Below are 15,100 nucleotides of genomic sequence, written 5' to 3'. Positions count from 1 at the left end.
ATATATTATTCACTTTTCTTTCAAAGCCAAATGATTAGCAATCAATCCACCATGGAACCTGCCGTTCTCGATGAAGATTTCGTTCGCATTATTTCCAGCAGCCAGAACTCCTGCTATATAAACACCTTTAACGTTCGTCTCCATCGTTTCCTCGTTATATGCGGGCCTTCCAGTCTCCTTATCAATAGTAATGCCCATTGAAGCTAAAAATGAATGGTCAGGATGGTATCCAGTCATAGCAAATACAAAATCATTTTTAATGACTTTTTCCTCATCACCTACACGATAGATAACGCTGTCTTCCGTTATCCTGTCAACATTCGCATTAAACTCCATCTTGATCGTTCCATTGCGGACCAATGATTCGAATTCAGGAAGGATCCAAGGTTTGATACTTGGAGAGTAATCCGATCCTCTATAAAGGACAGAGACCCTTGCTCCTGATTTGACCAATTCAAGAGCTGCATCCACACTTGAGTTTTTGCCACCGACGACGGCAACATCACTATTAAAGTATGGGTGGCCCTCCTTGAAGTAATGAAACACTTTAGGAAGCTGTTCACCCGGTATGCACATATAGTTCGGATGATCATAGTAACCGGTCGATACGATCACATGCAGAGCTGTATAGTCACTCTTTGATGTTTTGACTAAAAACTTCCCATCTTCACGCTTTTCCACTTTTTCCACTTTTTCGAATTTGTTAATCCGCAATTCTTTCCTTCTGACTACCTCCCTATAATAGGCTAGCGCCTGATTGCGGACCGGTTTACGGTTTTCAATTATAAAAGCGACATCACCAATCTCCAGTTTTTCACTCGAACTGAAAAATGTTTGATGTGTCGGATAACGGTAAATGGAATCAACCACATTGCCTTTTTCAATAATCAGGGACTGTATTCCCACTTCTTTAAGAGCAATTGCAGCAGCCAATCCACAAGGGCCCCCACCTATAATAATGACTTCTTCAACATTCATCTTTATTCCACTGCCTTTCCATGCACTATGTAATTCGTTCGTCTAAATAATAAAAACTCCTATCAATACATGATAGGAGTTTTTACAAATCATTTCAATGATAAAGCAATGAACATGATTTTAACTATAAATTTATACATGATTTGAATCTTTTAGATCCAACCACGGAAGCGAGAAGCTTCAGCCATTTTTCTTACGCCAATCATATAGGCAGCTAGGCGCATATCTACACGTCTTGATTGTGCAAGTTCATAGATGTTATTAAAGGATTTCACAAGGATTTTTTCCAGCTTTTCGTCCACTTCTTCTTCAGACCAGTAATATCCTTGGTTATTTTGTACCCATTCGAAGTAAGAAACCGTTACACCACCAGCAGAAGCAAGGACATCAGGAACAAGAAGGATTCCGCGATCCGTTAGGATTTGTGTCGCTTCTATTGTTGTTGGTCCGTTAGCTGCCTCGACAACGATCGATGCTTTGATATCAGCAGCATTTTCTTCAGTGATTTGGTTTTCAATTGCGGCTGGAACTAGAATATCACATTCCAATTCAAGCAGTTCTTTATTTGAAATTGTGCTTTTAAACAATTTCGTTACGGTTCCGAAACTATCTCTACGATCGAGAAGATAATCGATATCCAAGCCTTCAGGATCATGAAGAGCTCCATATGCATCCGAAATCCCAATAACTTTGGCACCTGCGTCATGCATGAATTTAGCTAAGAAACTACCGGCGTTACCAAAACCTTGAATGACGACCCGTGCCCCTTTAATATCGATGCCGCGTTTCTTGGCAGCTTCATTGATACAAATCGTTACACCCTTGGCAGTGGCTGATTCACGGCCATGGGAACCACCAAGCACTAGCGGTTTACCCGTAATGAATCCTGGCGAGTTGAATTCATCCATACGGCTGTATTCGTCCATCATCCAAGCCATGATTTGAGAGTTTGTGAACACATCAGGTGCCGGGATATCTTTAGTCGGCCCAACGATTTGGCTAATTGCGCGAACATAGCCCCGGCTCAGCCTTTCAAGCTCACGGAACGACATATTACGAGGATCACATACGATACCGCCTTTACCCCCGCCGTATGGCAAATCAACGATGCCGCATTTCAAACTCATCCAAATGGATAATGCCTTGACTTCACGTTCCGTTACATTAGGGTGAAAACGGATACCACCTTTTGTAGGCCCAACAGCATCGTTATGCTGTGCACGGTAACCTGTGAAAATTTTAACCGAACCATCATCCATGCGGACCGGTATCTTCACCGTTAATAAACGCAATGGTTCCTTCAACAGCTCAAAAACTTCTTCAGGGTAACCTAGTTTATCCAAGGCTTTATGTATTACAGTTTGGGTAGACCTCAGTACGTCGTGTTTTTCTTCTTCATTTACATGGCTATTGCCTTTTGCCGATTCCATTAAAAGTACCTCCTAGAAAATCTCCATATATAAAATTATAATGTACAAATAGTCCTCTTCATGGCTAGTATACACCTTCGTTACATTAATGCAAGAGTAAAAATGGGAATTTAAAAGTTGGAAATATTCTAAAAATGAAAACGTTATCATATCAACTGTTTGCTTACTCTTTTAGCGTATATTTTCTTTGGCAGAAAGTTGAGACAAAAAAGGCAAACCGCATAGTTTTTACCAAAATGTGGTTGCCTCGTCTCATTTGTTTTACTTCAGCTAAAGTGTGTGAGCAAAACATGGATCGCTTCATTTTCGATTATACATGTTCCGTATTCATTGATGCGGCTGAGTGTCAATGTAGATGCATGGCCATACTCAGCCGCTAAAGATATGACCGTGTCATACGTCGTGTCTTTAACATTTTCGATAAGTAAATAGTATCTTCCCTCAAAATGATAAAGAGTACTCTTAAGCAAACCTTGAAAAGATAATCTATGAGATAATTGGACGATATCTTCAAAGTCATTGAAAGCATACAGAATATGGGGGAAGTCATCAATTTTCACTTGTAAATCCAAGTACTCCTCTTCGTCTGTCAATAATTCCTCTTCGTCCTTAGTCACAATGATTATCAATCCTTGAGCAGGCAAGGAGAAAATTTCAATAGCAATGGAGCCACTCATTTTAAAGCTGAGTTCTTCGCATGCTTCTTCGACCATATCCTGAAATAGCTTGTGGACCTTTAAGGAATTCCCTAAAATATCTTCTTTTGTAATGCCTCTATCAATTAAATCATCAAGGGTCAAAAAAATCTTGATTTTATTATTAGTTAATCGCTCCAGCTTCATAAAAAAATGCCCCCTGGTTACCATCTTCATACATCATATGAAGCCTTGGTCGCAGGGTGCATATCCATTATTTCGCCTAAGCCGGCTGCAACTAACCTCTCAACCATTCCTCCCAATTAGATTGCGTGTCCCCCATTAAAACTCCGCTGAAGGCCGTACGGTTTTCTTCGGATATAAGGCTCAGCGCCGCGCCGCCAAGACCCACCTTCAAATCCGGAAAATCCTTTATTAACGCTTCAACCAGCCTAAATGTTCCATCAAGATTCTCTTTCAGTGAACATGACATGAATAGGTATGAGGGCTTTATGATGTTTAAAACGGTGAAAAGGTCCTTATCAGCAATGGATTCACCTAAATAAATGGTTTCATACCCTTTCCGCTTCAAGAAAATGGTGAAGACCAACAGTCCAAATTCATGTTTCTCACCGGGAGCACAAACGGTAAGGGCTTTCGGAAGGAAACCATTAGTCGGAATTGCATGCATGACTGAACTGATCCTGGATTTTAGGATGTTCGACGCAAAGTGTTCATGAGCGGAAGTAATTTCTCCCCTTTCCCACTTATCCCCAATCTGAACCAATATAGAACCGAGGATATCAACTATGGTTTGTTCGATTGTATACATACTGAATGCTTGGCTTATTAGCATATGGGCTTTATTTTCATTGAATTTCAATAAGGCTTCGATCAACTCATCGGATAATTTAACCGTTTGGTTATCCTTACCATTTGTTTCAGGTACTTCAGTAGCAAGAGTGCCAGTACTTTCTAGAAGTGAAACGGCTTGGCTTATTGTAAAGCCTTGCTCTGTTTTATTGATGAGCCACTTAAGGATTTGCAGATGTTTTTCTGTATAAAGCCGGTGCCCTGATTCATTCCTGACAGGCTCGATAAATTTATAGCGCCTTTCCCATGCCCTTAGGGTTCCCGGCTGTATGTCCAGCAGTTTTGAAACTGCCTTTATATTATATTTACCTTCTTGCATGGTTTTACAAGGCCTCCAATAACTGTACGATCATTTGTTGAAATTATAGTGGATTTTTCAATGTCTGTAAAATCCCGATATGCTCGTCTAAAAGCAGCCTAATAGGTTTTTTCCACCGCTTCGCCTATTTCAGTGCCCGTCCCCCTTTTCAGGGTGAACAGGTGCGTTTCCGGCTTAGCCTCAAGCCTTAAAGGCACTGCGCTTGTCCCATAGCCATTACTCGTCATATATAAGCAATCTCCCTCTTTTTTAATGCTCCCGATCTGATAGGGCCCGAATCCGAATATGCGTATTTGCCCGCCATGGGTGTGGCCTGACAGGACAAAACGAATACGGTGTTCAGGTGTCAACTGATTCTTGACTAATGGATTATGGCTTACCAAAATCCGAAAACCTTCATTCCCGCAATCCGACAGTGCAAGGTCAAGCCTATCACGTTCTTCCGATATATCATCAATGCCCAGAAGAGCTATTTTGCTGCCATTTTGAGACTCAAAAGAAACAGCTGTATTATCAAGTATTTTCACACCATGTTTCAGAAGAGTCGCATCCAGTTCATGGAAGTCTCCTTCATAATCATTATTTCCCCAAACAAAATAAAGGGGGCCAAGTTCTTTAAGTTTCAATATATTTTTTTCCACACGTTCTAAGGGAACCCCGCTTTCCCTAATGTCACCGCCAATTATCACCAAATCTGCCTTGTCACGAACTTCCTCAATTAATTTATCCGCAACAATCCGTCGATGAAGATCGGAAATGAAAAAAATCCGAACATCGCCAAAGCCTTCAGGAAAGTCTTTAAAATATAATTCTTGAAAAATCACCCTATCTTGCATAGCCGTACGCCACATGTAAATGACCGTGGCAAATGACAGTAGAATGATGACTAAAAATAATCCAGATAACCAATACATCTTAGTTAAACCTTCTTTCCATCCTTATCCAAACGTACTTTCATATAACCATAAAACTAAATTACCCGCAATCAAATATAATGTATTGTGCCCATCATTTATTTTCATGATATAAGTTAATATCATAATTCTTCTTCATCATTTCAAAAACCTTATGGCGATTTTTCCATTCTTCCTCTTTTTCCCACAACTGCTTACTTTTATTTATGATTTCACAGCGTAGCAGTTGAAACTCCTTTTCAGCTTTATCAAGCTTTTTTTTCATTAAAACCATATATCCATATAGGCCAATTGCTGCCGCCAAAAAAAGGAAATGGCTAAAATGATCGACGAAAACACTAAACATACTAAAAAAGGAATAGGAATAAGGTACAACGATATAAAAATAAAGATAAATCATAAAAAGGACAGCAACAATCATGGTTGCCCATAAGCTTTGCAGGTGCTTCTTTTTAAGTGCCTCGAATTTTTTCTTTCGATCCACGACATTCTGCAGCATTTGTTTTGTTGCTTGATCCGTTTTCTCATCCAATAAAATGATTGTTGATTCCATCGCATTTCCTCCTCTACTCTTTCAAATCATGATATGAAAGAGTAGAGGAAAAAATGATTAAGTACCTGTCACGTTTGGCTTCATACCGGGCCAAGCCAAGCAATTTTAAAAACACCCTGCCTATAAAGACAGAGTGCCATCGTTATTTCTTGATCGGAATTTTCAATACTTGCCCTTTGGAAATTTCATTGCCATTCAGCCCATTCCACTCCTTGATCAGAGCAATCCCTTCCTGTGATTTGTAATAATTCATGGAAATGCGAAATAATGTTTCTTGACCTTGAACAGTATGTAAGACAACTTTGTATCCCTCTTTATCCGTTTTCGCGGCTTGAACATTTTCGGCAGACTTTTTCTTTTCTGCTGCTTCCTTCTTTGCTTTTTCGTCAGCTATTTGCTGTGCTTTGGCTTTTTCTTCAGCTTCTTGCTTCGCTTTGGCCTTAGCCTCAGCTTCTTGCTGGGCTTTTACTTTTTCTTCAGCTTCTTGCTCCGCTCTGGCCTTTTCTTCAGCTTCTTGCTCCGCTTTGGCCTTTTCTTCAGCTTCTTGCTCCGCTTTGGCCTTTTCTTCAGCTTCTTGCTTCGCTTTGGCCTCTGCTTCTTCTTTTTCCTTCTCCTCTTCAGCCTTTGCCGACTCTTTTCCCTTTAAATCTTCTGCCGTTGCTGTAGTTGGAATCGATTCATTATCTTCCCCACTCAAGATGACTTGGTCACTTTTCGTACCCTGTACAGGCCTATCCTGCAGATATGTATAAAGGGTATAAAATCCAATTGGAAGCAAAATAAAAAATAACGCTAATAATTGTATCATTGGGAACTTACTCTTCCCTTTACTTTTTTTCTTTTTATTCTGGTGGACTTTGCTGCGCTTGGGCAATGATGATTTAGCCTTCTGACGTTCAATTCGCGAACGAAGTTCACCAGCCTGATCATTTTCTTTTTCATTCTTTTGTACCCGGCTCATTCAAGTCACCCCCTTTCTTGCTCAACCCTCTTTGCTTTTTGTTCCTGATTAAAATACCAAGGATAAAGTCAATCAAAAAGTGGGCCGTGATCGTCACGATGATATTATTAGTCATTTCAAATAGAAAACCGATAAAGAAGCTCAAAGCCAAAACATTTAAAAATAAAAACCAATTAAAAAGGTAACGATAATGAACGGCTGCAAAAATGAGGCTCGTAAGAATCAAACCAAAATGTGTTTGCAGCACTCCACGGAATAATAATTCTTCGCTTATCGCTACCGCTAAAGCTACGACAAAAATCATCGGGTATGACAAATTACTGAAAATGCGTTCGTTAATACCACCATCATCCTGATAGGAAGAGGGTGTCACTTTCATAAGCAATAAGTCGAATAGCACGACAATGACTCCTGCGGGAATTCCAATCAGCAAAATGTTCAGGTCATCATAGATAAATAAGTCGAAAAAGGCAGAACGGTCCTTAAATAAAATAATACCTAAAAAGATGGCTAACGTTAAGAGAATAATTTGTGTAAGAAACAAATTATATAGCAACTGTTTATCTGTAAGTTGTTTAATCATTTCAGCTTGCTTATTTTTCATTGCCATTTTCCTTCTTTAATAAGATATAAGCCAATTCCTTTTTCCACGAGGAAAAGGAATTGACCGGACCCACCTTGACTTCCGGCCATACATCAGCCATTTTTCCGGTATCCATCCCACAGTTATCACAGCAGATGGGGTTCACTTCCCGATGCTTTTCCCCAAAGTAGTCCAGTATCCCTAAACGGCGGCATTCCTGTGCATAGATCCAGTGCAGGAATTTATGCAGTTTTTCTTGATTACTGGACTTCCTCTTTTGACAATACTCTTTCATCTCTGCCACTTGATGTAGGCTATTGCCCGCAATAAACTGGGTAAAAAAACGCAGCTGGATTTCGTTCAACGAAAAGGATTGAGACAGCTGTTCTTTTTCTGGGAGGGTCAAATTCATCGGAATTTTTTGTGATGCATCAAGGAAAGAGCATACACCATCGATTTGTGAATCCGTAGGCAACTGTTGCTCCATCAAATGCAGCGGAAGCCCTTCATCCCCTTCGCTATATAATAAGACAGCCACACTTTGCTTCCGATCCCGTCCCGCCCTGCCTATCTCCTGAAGATATGCTTCCATCGTCGATGGGATATGAAAATGGATAACATATCTGACATCGGATTTATTCACACCCATTCCAAAAGCACTTGTTGCACATATGATCTTTAACTGGCCGGAAATGAATTGCTGCTGAATGAGCATCCTTTGTTCCTGTTCCATTCCACCGTGATAATAATTGACACTTTCGATCCCGTTTTCCTGTAAAAACCCTGTGACCGATTCCGCCACTTTTTTAGAGGAAAAATAAATAATCCCGCTTCCGGTAAATTTCCTGACAAGCTCCAGCACACGTGCTAGCTTCTCATCGTAGCTGAACATTCGCTCGACAATGATTGCAATATTTTCCCGATCAACAGATGAGACTGTTTCCTTGACCGGCTCAATATTGAGTTTGCCAACGATATCCCTCCGGACCTCATCGGTTGCAGTTGCTGTCAGGGCAAGAGTCAACGGATTGCTTAATTCACGTCTCACTTCTCCTAAATTCAAATAATCGGGACGGAAATCATACCCCCATTGTGAGATGCAGTGTGCTTCATCTATGACGAACAAGCCTATATCTATGGATTTCAAGGATTTTATCACACCATCCAGGCTTAGCATTTCAGGAGATAAAAAGATAAAACGATAACTATGCAACCGGTCGAAAGCTTTCCTTTTTTGATTTAATGTCAAAAAAGAGTTGAGGGTCAATACACTTTTTTCGCCACTCATCTTCAGCTGCTCTGCCTGATCCTGCATTAATGATAATAACGGGGAGACAATTAGGACAGTCTTATTTAAAAGATAAGCCGGCAGCTGGTAACATAATGATTTACCTGACCCGGTCGGTAGCATCGCTAAAGTATGATTGCCGGACATCAATGATTCGACCACTTCCTTTTGTCCAGGACGGAATTCATCAAAACCGAATTTTTCTTTGAGGACTCGTTCTATTTTCATCATCACTCACCTATTTTCGCAAGTACAAGTCTTATTTGGAAAAAGCTTATCTCTTTATTATCGACCATCTGCTTGATTGCTTTAAGCTTTTTCGTTCCAAGTTCCTTAATGGCTTCAGCAATTTTCCTCTCATCCTCGATCGTCACATAATCTGAAATCGGAAAACTCTTGTCCGATAAGACAATTTCTACGAGGTGATCTTCGATGGTGTTGACTTTCAAGCTGCGGATTTCAGCAATTTCACCCAGACTTTTCCCTTCCTGGATGTATCGTAAAGTAGTCTGTGTAGATTGTGTCAAATGAGGATTTCCACTACTTTTCCAATCATTTGTTAATGTGGACAAGAGAGGGTAATCCTTTCCCATTTCCATTTCGGCAAGCATTTGATGCAATGAGTCAAGGAATGTAAAGCGAACATACTCTTCTTCTACGTTTTTCCTTTTTGCAATCTGTTCAAACGTAAGTCCAATCCTGTTAATCCCGGTTATTTTCAAAATGAAAATGTCTCGTTTCATATCACTTTGACTTTCTAAAAGGGATATCAGTTCATCATATAGATGTTGGGCAATCAACGCTCGATCCTGACGATTGGCCTGTAAAAATTCCTTTACGAAGAATTGGATTTTGGGATTTCTTTGTATCGGATAAAAACGTCTTTCATTGTGGACAATATGGGATATGGTTTGAATGAGTAAGTTTAACCTTCCCCAGAAAACCGGGGTGATATTGTGATACTTCCAACCGTTTATATACGCTGGAAAAGGATTATTTTTAAAGTAATCGACTAACATTCCCTCACCTTGCATACTAATCTCATATGCATCTGGTTTATCCGTTAAATTAATCAAGTCATGCTTAAGTAAAAGTTCAATGTTTTGATTTAATTGCTGACGGGTAAATCGAGGTATTGTCCCAAAAATATCCGTTAGCCCGAATAAATGGGCATCCTGGATTGTTTGTGACGATTTCTTCCCCTGCAGCATATGGTATATAGCATAAATGGAACGTTCGCCTTGAAATTTTTTTATCGCATATAGAATGATGGCCTGTAGATAATTATTCATGGGACTCACATCCTTGTTTCATTTAACCAATAAACCCATTGTAACAAATAACTGCAAAAATCGCCGTTATTATTGATGAATACAATGGAAATTATGTGACTAAATGACGAATCGTGGAAAGAACCAAGTTCATTTTTTCAATGTTTTCCGTTGACATTGTGCTACATGATAGTTATTATCAATACAATTTCTATTGAAAAGTTTGGCATTCGGTCTTACAATAAGAAAGAGATAATAATCTGAAATAAAAAGATTATCAGTTGTCAATCAACTTAGGAGGGGTTATATTCATGGCTAAATTTACTATTGTGGATAAAGAAACATGCATAGCTTGTGGAGCTTGCGGAGCAGCGGCACCAGATATATATGATTACGATGACGAAGGGATTGCATTTGTTACCCTTGACGATAACGAGGGAATCGTTGAAATTCCTGATGTACTTATAGATGACATGATGGATGCATTTGAAGGATGCCCAACGGATTCTATTAAAGTTGCTGACGAGGCATTTGACGGAGATGCACTTAAATTCGAATAACGTACAGGCCATTTTCTATCGAAAATGGCTTTTCTTTTGCCATATCCCACACTAAAATTAAACAGGCATAAAAAAACAACCGAATACGAATATCCGGTTGTTTTTTATTTCTATCGTCAATGCCATTAAGCATTTTTATATAATGTTTGCTTATTGATCCATGTCTGTAATTTAATGAACAACAGCATGAATACAGATGTGATGAGTACGCCTTTAATTACATTGAAAGGCAAGATTGCCGTCGTAACGAACTTTCTTGACTCGGGTGCCGACATTGCATCCCATCCCATAAAGAAAGTATAAGCCGGTAAGAAGACATAATAGTTTAAAACACTCATGAATACTGCCATGGAAACTGTTCCCGCAAGTAAAGCGAATGTCATCCCTTTTTTAGAATTGATTTTCTGAAATACATAATAAGTCGGCAAGACAAACAGTATTCCGGCTATAAAGTTAGCGATATGCCCCACAGGTACGGCAGTCAAGGTCCCTGTCATGACTAAATCCAATAGGTTCTTAATGAACTCGACCAGTATTCCAGCCATCGGACCGAAAATTAATGCCGCCATCAGTGCTGGTATGTCGCTAAAATCAACATTGAGAAAAGGCGGGAATCCCGGAAACGGGAAATTTAAAAGCATCAATAAATAAGAAATGCTTCCCATCATGGCAAGTGTAACCGTTTTTTTCACTTTGTTCTTTTTCATAGGTCTCTCTCCTTCTTTTCCGATCTACCTGAAAAAGAGGTTAGGGTTCCAAAATATGTTGATGCTCAATAAAAAAACCTTTAATTCCAATAGAATTAAAGGGATAAATTAAAGGTTACATCAAACAAACGTTCAGCAAATAACTGTTGAAACGCACTCAGGAACCTCCATCTTCTCCCATCCAGACTATACTGTCGGCTTTGGAATCGCACCAAATCCTGCCTTGTAAGGCTCGCGGGCTTAGAAGAAGAAACTCCTTCATCACCGCCGGTGGGGAATTGCGCCCCGCCCCGAAGATAGATCTATAAAATTTTTTATACTTCCCATTATATCTGAATTACCTGTTTTTTGATAGCACTTTTTTTCTCAGTTGATTCATAGTGGATACACAAAATGAAAATACAAAATAATGAAAATTATTTTTTTATGTTATTCAATCCTTGATGAAGCCATTTATATCGCGACATTAAGCAGATGATCAGAAGATAGCTTTTCTGTTAAGCGCTTACATCCAGATAAGCCAAATTGACATATTCAGCATTTCAATTGTAAAATTAACTGAAATTTAAGATAATTCTTTTCCTAGGAAGGTGTTTAGACGTGTATCGGATTTTAGTAGCAGACGCCATTAAACCAGAAGGACTCGGACCGCTATCTGAGGCATCCAATATTCATCTCATTCAGAAGACCGTAGAGGAAGCTGCAAACGAACTTGATCAGATTGATGCAATTCTTGTAAGAAGTGCTACGAAGGTTTCGGAGGATTTAATGAACCGTATGCCGCAGCTAAAAATTATAGCACGCGCTGGTGTCGGTGTTGATAACATAGATATCCCCTCGGCGACAAAACGAGGGATTGTCGTGGTTAATGCACCTGACGGCAACACCATTTCAACAGCTGAACATACATTCGCCATGATGGCCTCATTAATGCGCCACATTCCGCAAGCTTATGCTTCACTGAAGAATGGGGATTGGAAACGTTCTTCATATACAGGTACTGAACTTCGTGGGAAAACATTAGGAATAATTGGCTTTGGACGTATCGGAGGGGAAATTGCCAAACGCGCTAAGGTATTCGGCATGGATGTCATTGTCTATGATCCGTTCCTTACTGTCGACCGAGCAAAGAAAATGTCCGTATCGGCCCTGCCGTTAGATGAATTGCTTCCTAAAGCAGACATCATTACTGTTCATACACCACTTACGAATGAAACTAGAGGATTAATCAATAAAGAAAAACTGCTTACCTGTAAAAAAGGGGTTTATGTACTGAACTGCGCTCGGGGCGGTATACTGAACGAAGATGATTTATATGAAATGTTAGTTCAAGGACATGTTGCAGGGGCGGCACTGGACGTTTTCGTCGAAGAACCTCCACTTGGCCATAAACTGCTTGAACTGGATAGCGTCATTGCTACACCGCATCTGGGTGCTTCCACTAAAGAAGCACAATTAAATGTTGCCGTACAGGTTGCCCAAGAAGTATTGACCTATTTCGAGGGAAATCCAGTCTCAAGTTCGATCAACCTTCCAGCCATATCTAAAGAAGTGTTTGAAAAGGTACAGCCGTTTTATCAGCTTGTTCAGCAAATGGGATCCATTGCTTCTCAGTGCATGAATGAAGGAATTCAGGAAATCTCCGTTACGTATGCAGGAGAATCATTGGATTTCGATACAGCGATTCTTACCAAAAGTCTAATCTCTGGATTTTTCAGATCAAGGGTCGATGCATCAGTAAATGAAGTGAATGCTTTGTTGATCGCAAAAGAGCGTGGCATAACCGTTGGTGAAAAAATCTCTACGGACTCTTTAGGTTACTCGAATTTGATCAGCCTAAAAGTAAAAGGCGACCACCGTGAATTAACAATCAGTGGGACCTATATCGAAAATTACGGTTCTCGAATTGTAAGTTTGAATGGTTTCAAAATCGACTTTCACCCAGAACCGAATTTACTTTATATCCAGCATACCGATAAACCTGGTGTAATCGGTAACGTAGGTAAGGTCCTGGGAGATCACGGAGTGAATATCGCCACCATGCAGGTTGGCCGAAAAGAAGCTGGCGGGGAAGCCATCATGGTTTTGAGCTTTGATTTACCATTGGAAGATAACATGAAACAATTTTTAATGGAAACAGAAGACATTACATTCATGGCCCGTATTTCATTATAAGAAAAAAAGTGCCCGTTAGCGCGGGCACTTTTTCTGTGAATGCATGGGGCTTTTGCCAACCATGGACAGAGTGTTTATAAACGCATTCCCCGCTGCATCAATTCACTTGGTTCGGTGCTTTGGGCACCAATATGTCTTCAGTTAAATTCAGCTGGCCTACCTCTTCAATTGGAGCATTTTCAAACTTCACTTTTTCAAAACCAAAATCCTTAGCTATGAAGAGTATGGCTTCTAAGGCTTGAAGGGATTCCTCACTATTTTCAATTGCAGCTTGATCTGATAATTGAATGATCACAAGATCTCCATTAGAGCTTATCCTTTCCCATTTCAAGTCAGGCGGGATTGCAGGAGAAATTCCCTCGATGTCTGCCTCCCCTTTTCCAGCTTGCAGCGCTTCCTCAAAGTCCTGATATCCCATATTGCTTGGAACAAGAAACCTTGGGAAGGACTCACCTTTTTGGTAAAGCAGGTATGTGCGATTTTTTTGATGAGGTATAGCCATCTCCTTTAAATATCCCGCATGCGCAAACTTGGCACCTTGCTTACCATCTGTAGAAAATGTCATTTTCTCTATATTATTATAGGAAAGCGTTTCCTCCATCGAATGGAGAAAAATTGTATCTTCATCCAATAGTTGGCTTTTCTCTTGGAAATCAATATGAGCAGTGGCCGTATCGTTTCCTTGGCTAATCTTTATATCAAGTGGAAAATAGTCAGATAGCCCATATTGCTCTTCATTGATATCGGACATTTGATTAACTAACTGTTTCAATGTATCCCTTTGATTATAATGTTTGAGTTTAATTGAAATGGGAACGATGAAATTCATTTGATCATCTGGGATACCCATCGTAATGATCGATGAATTGTCTAGATCGTCTTGATAGATCGCTTGTGCAAAGTTTTTTTCCTTTTTCTCTTTTCCTGGTTCCATTTCAGAAACCCCGTCTTTAGATTCGATTTTTGCTTGCTTACTCGAAAACTCTTGATTATCCTGTTTATCTTCTGGAGGATTTTCTTTGTTGCTTGCATCCTGCCGTTCATGATCTGCCGTTTCCTTAATTTCAGATAGAGATAATTTCCCACTACTGCCGCTGCCCTCTTGACTTGTCGTCCCTTTTTTTTCAATAATTAACGATGATGCCAAAACAACCATTAAGAATAAGGAGGCAACACCCGCAATTAGAGGTATCCAGTTTTTCTTTCTCTTTTTATCATGCACTCTCGCAAACACCTCGGCCTTGGTTCGGTCATCTTTAAATTTCGGAAGCTCTCGGAGCATGTCTTCAATTTCGCTTTCTTTCCAACGGGACCTTCTCAATGCGGTGGCCCTCCTTTCCTGATAAATCCTCCATCAACTTTTTAATAGCCTTCAAAGCACGGTGCTGGGTTGTTTTTACCTTACTTTCACTCCAATTCAATACTTCAGCAGTTTCCGTAATGGACAACCCCTGAATATATCGTAAAATGATGACGGATCTTTGATTCGTGGTACACCGGTTTAAGCATTGATAAATATCTTGGATTTCATCGTTCATGATAGCCACTTCTTCGGGAATGGGTTCTTTATCTTTTATCAATTGCCTATCCCAATCAAAGTTAGGAAAGATTTTGTCTTTCCACCCTTTTTGTTTCCGAAAGTAATCAATCGTCACATTTCTAGCAATCGAATACATCCACGTTTTTTCACTGCTCTTTCCTTCAAACCGTTCATACGCCTTCATCACCCGGATATAGACCTCCTGGACAAGGTCCTCAGCCGTTTCTCGATTTTTAGTCATATAAAATATGAATTGATAAATTTCCTGATGATATTTCTCATAAAGATCGTGGAAAACGGAATCCATCATTTC

General features: G+C 39.9%; 15 protein-coding genes and 1 riboswitch. Of the genes, 2 read left to right on the top strand and 13 right to left on the bottom strand.

What is annotated here, in order from left to right:
* Positions 1–9: 9 nt before the first annotated feature.
* From MPH60_RS06450 to MPH60_RS06405, 10 genes are all read right to left on the bottom strand, one after another.
* Complete coding sequence (locus MPH60_RS06450; protein WP_241592196.1) at positions 10–978, bottom strand: YpdA family putative bacillithiol disulfide reductase; 969 nt, start codon at positions 976–978, stop codon at positions 10–12.
* 152 nt (positions 979–1,130) lie between these two features.
* Complete coding sequence (locus MPH60_RS06445) at positions 1,131–2,408, bottom strand: Glu/Leu/Phe/Val family dehydrogenase (protein WP_048681753.1); 1,278 nt, start codon at positions 2,406–2,408, stop codon at positions 1,131–1,133.
* 266 nt (positions 2,409–2,674) lie between these two features.
* A complete protein-coding gene (locus MPH60_RS06440) occupies positions 2,675–3,250 on the bottom strand; it encodes a genetic competence negative regulator (protein ID WP_241592198.1) in 576 nt (191 codons plus the stop codon).
* A 91-nt stretch (positions 3,251–3,341) separates the two neighbouring features.
* Positions 3,342–4,235, bottom strand: coding sequence for a MerR family transcriptional regulator (locus tag MPH60_RS06435; RefSeq protein ID WP_241592199.1), 894 nt, complete (start codon positions 4,233–4,235; stop codon positions 3,342–3,344).
* Positions 4,236–4,333: 98 nt separating this feature from the next.
* A complete protein-coding gene (locus MPH60_RS06430) occupies positions 4,334–5,149 on the bottom strand; it encodes a metallophosphoesterase (protein ID WP_241592201.1) in 816 nt (271 codons plus the stop codon).
* Positions 5,150–5,243: 94 nt separating this feature from the next.
* The gene (locus MPH60_RS06425) at positions 5,244–5,702 is read right to left on the bottom strand and encodes a YpbF family protein (RefSeq protein WP_241592203.1); all 459 of its coding nucleotides are present in this window, start codon (positions 5,700–5,702) and stop codon (positions 5,244–5,246) included.
* A gap of 142 nt (positions 5,703–5,844) precedes the next feature.
* Positions 5,845–6,663, bottom strand: a complete 819-nt coding sequence (locus MPH60_RS06420) for a LysM peptidoglycan-binding domain-containing protein (protein ID WP_241592205.1) — start codon at positions 6,661–6,663, stop codon at positions 5,845–5,847.
* Positions 6,641–7,267 carry a CPBP family intramembrane glutamic endopeptidase gene (locus MPH60_RS06415; RefSeq protein ID WP_241592207.1) on the bottom strand — a complete coding sequence of 209 codons (627 nt, stop codon included), beginning with the start codon at positions 7,265–7,267 and terminating at the stop codon, positions 6,641–6,643. The genes MPH60_RS06420 and MPH60_RS06415 overlap by 23 nt, the downstream gene beginning before the upstream one ends.
* Positions 7,257–8,762 carry a RecQ family ATP-dependent DNA helicase gene (locus MPH60_RS06410; protein ID WP_241592209.1) on the bottom strand — a complete coding sequence of 502 codons (1,506 nt, stop codon included), beginning with the start codon at positions 8,760–8,762 and terminating at the stop codon, positions 7,257–7,259. The genes MPH60_RS06415 and MPH60_RS06410 overlap by 11 nt, the downstream gene beginning before the upstream one ends.
* A 2-nt stretch (positions 8,763–8,764) precedes the next feature.
* A complete protein-coding gene (locus MPH60_RS06405) occupies positions 8,765–9,826 on the bottom strand; it encodes a helix-turn-helix domain-containing protein (RefSeq protein WP_241592212.1) in 1,062 nt (353 codons plus the stop codon).
* A 290-nt stretch (positions 9,827–10,116) separates the two neighbouring features.
* On the opposite strand from MPH60_RS06405, the gene MPH60_RS06400 reads away from it, so the two are divergent.
* Entirely contained in the window at positions 10,117–10,365 is a 249-nt protein-coding gene (locus MPH60_RS06400; protein ID WP_034308087.1) for a ferredoxin, read from the top strand.
* A 125-nt stretch (positions 10,366–10,490) separates the two neighbouring features.
* Here MPH60_RS06400 and MPH60_RS06395 read toward each other — a convergent pair whose 3' ends face one another.
* Complete coding sequence (locus MPH60_RS06395) at positions 10,491–11,072, bottom strand: ECF transporter S component (protein WP_214750431.1); 582 nt, start codon at positions 11,070–11,072, stop codon at positions 10,491–10,493.
* A 165-nt stretch (positions 11,073–11,237) separates the two neighbouring features.
* A riboswitch (FMN riboswitch) is annotated at positions 11,238–11,374 on the bottom strand.
* 298 nt (positions 11,375–11,672) lie between these two features.
* Between MPH60_RS06395 and serA the strand changes: the two genes are divergently transcribed.
* Entirely contained in the window at positions 11,673–13,247 is a 1,575-nt protein-coding gene (serA, locus tag MPH60_RS06390; RefSeq protein WP_241592214.1) for a phosphoglycerate dehydrogenase, read from the top strand.
* Between the two features lie 97 nt (positions 13,248–13,344).
* Here serA and MPH60_RS06385 read toward each other — a convergent pair whose 3' ends face one another.
* Together MPH60_RS06385 and sigX are read right to left on the bottom strand one after the other, a co-directional pair.
* The gene (locus MPH60_RS06385) at positions 13,345–14,568 is read right to left on the bottom strand and encodes a hypothetical protein (RefSeq protein WP_241592216.1); all 1,224 of its coding nucleotides are present in this window, start codon (positions 14,566–14,568) and stop codon (positions 13,345–13,347) included.
* Positions 14,534–15,094 (bottom strand): RNA polymerase sigma factor SigX, encoded by a 561-nt coding sequence (sigX, locus tag MPH60_RS06380; RefSeq protein ID WP_101223453.1) that lies wholly within the window; start codon positions 15,092–15,094, stop codon positions 14,534–14,536. Before sigX ends, MPH60_RS06385 begins: the two co-directional genes overlap by 35 nt.
* Between the last annotated feature and the right edge of the window lie 6 nt (positions 15,095–15,100).

Origin of the sequence: Peribacillus sp. Aquil_B1, from assembly GCF_022603275.1 — a bacterium.
Lineage (GTDB): Bacteria > Bacillota > Bacilli > Bacillales > DSM-1321 > Peribacillus.
The sequence above is the reverse complement of the archived record's forward strand: the minus strand, read 5'-3'. Positions and strand labels throughout refer to the sequence as shown.

What these genes read in the sequence shown, in the direction of transcription:
- MPH60_RS06410 (WP_241592209.1), bottom strand. Translation starts at nt 8,762, where the DNA reads ATGAAAATAGAACGAGTCCTCAAAGAAAAATTCGGTTTTGATGAATTC.
- MPH60_RS06420 (WP_241592205.1), bottom strand. Translation starts at nt 6,663, where the DNA reads ATGAGCCGGGTACAAAAGAATGAAAAAGAAAATGATCAGGCTGGTGAA.
- MPH60_RS06405 (WP_241592212.1), bottom strand. Translation starts at nt 9,826, where the DNA reads ATGAATAATTATCTACAGGCCATCATTCTATATGCGATAAAAAAATTT.
- MPH60_RS06430 (WP_241592201.1), bottom strand. Translation starts at nt 5,149, where the DNA reads ATGTATTGGTTATCTGGATTATTTTTAGTCATCATTCTACTGTCATTT.
- MPH60_RS06435 (WP_241592199.1), bottom strand. Translation starts at nt 4,235, where the DNA reads ATGCAAGAAGGTAAATATAATATAAAGGCAGTTTCAAAACTGCTGGAC.
- MPH60_RS06395 (WP_214750431.1), bottom strand. Translation starts at nt 11,072, where the DNA reads ATGAAAAAGAACAAAGTGAAAAAAACGGTTACACTTGCCATGATGGGA.
- MPH60_RS06425 (WP_241592203.1), bottom strand. Translation starts at nt 5,702, where the DNA reads ATGGAATCAACAATCATTTTATTGGATGAGAAAACGGATCAAGCAACA.
- sigX (WP_101223453.1), bottom strand. Translation starts at nt 15,094, where the DNA reads ATGGATTCCGTTTTCCACGATCTTTATGAGAAATATCATCAGGAAATT.
- MPH60_RS06440 (WP_241592198.1), bottom strand. Translation starts at nt 3,250, where the DNA reads ATGAAGCTGGAGCGATTAACTAATAATAAAATCAAGATTTTTTTGACC.
- MPH60_RS06415 (WP_241592207.1), bottom strand. Translation starts at nt 7,267, where the DNA reads ATGAAAAATAAGCAAGCTGAAATGATTAAACAACTTACAGATAAACAG.
- MPH60_RS06400 (WP_034308087.1), top strand. Translation starts at nt 10,117, where the DNA reads ATGGCTAAATTTACTATTGTGGATAAAGAAACATGCATAGCTTGTGGA.
- MPH60_RS06445 (WP_048681753.1), bottom strand. Translation starts at nt 2,408, where the DNA reads ATGGAATCGGCAAAAGGCAATAGCCATGTAAATGAAGAAGAAAAACAC.
- MPH60_RS06450 (WP_241592196.1), bottom strand. Translation starts at nt 978, where the DNA reads ATGAATGTTGAAGAAGTCATTATTATAGGTGGGGGCCCTTGTGGATTG.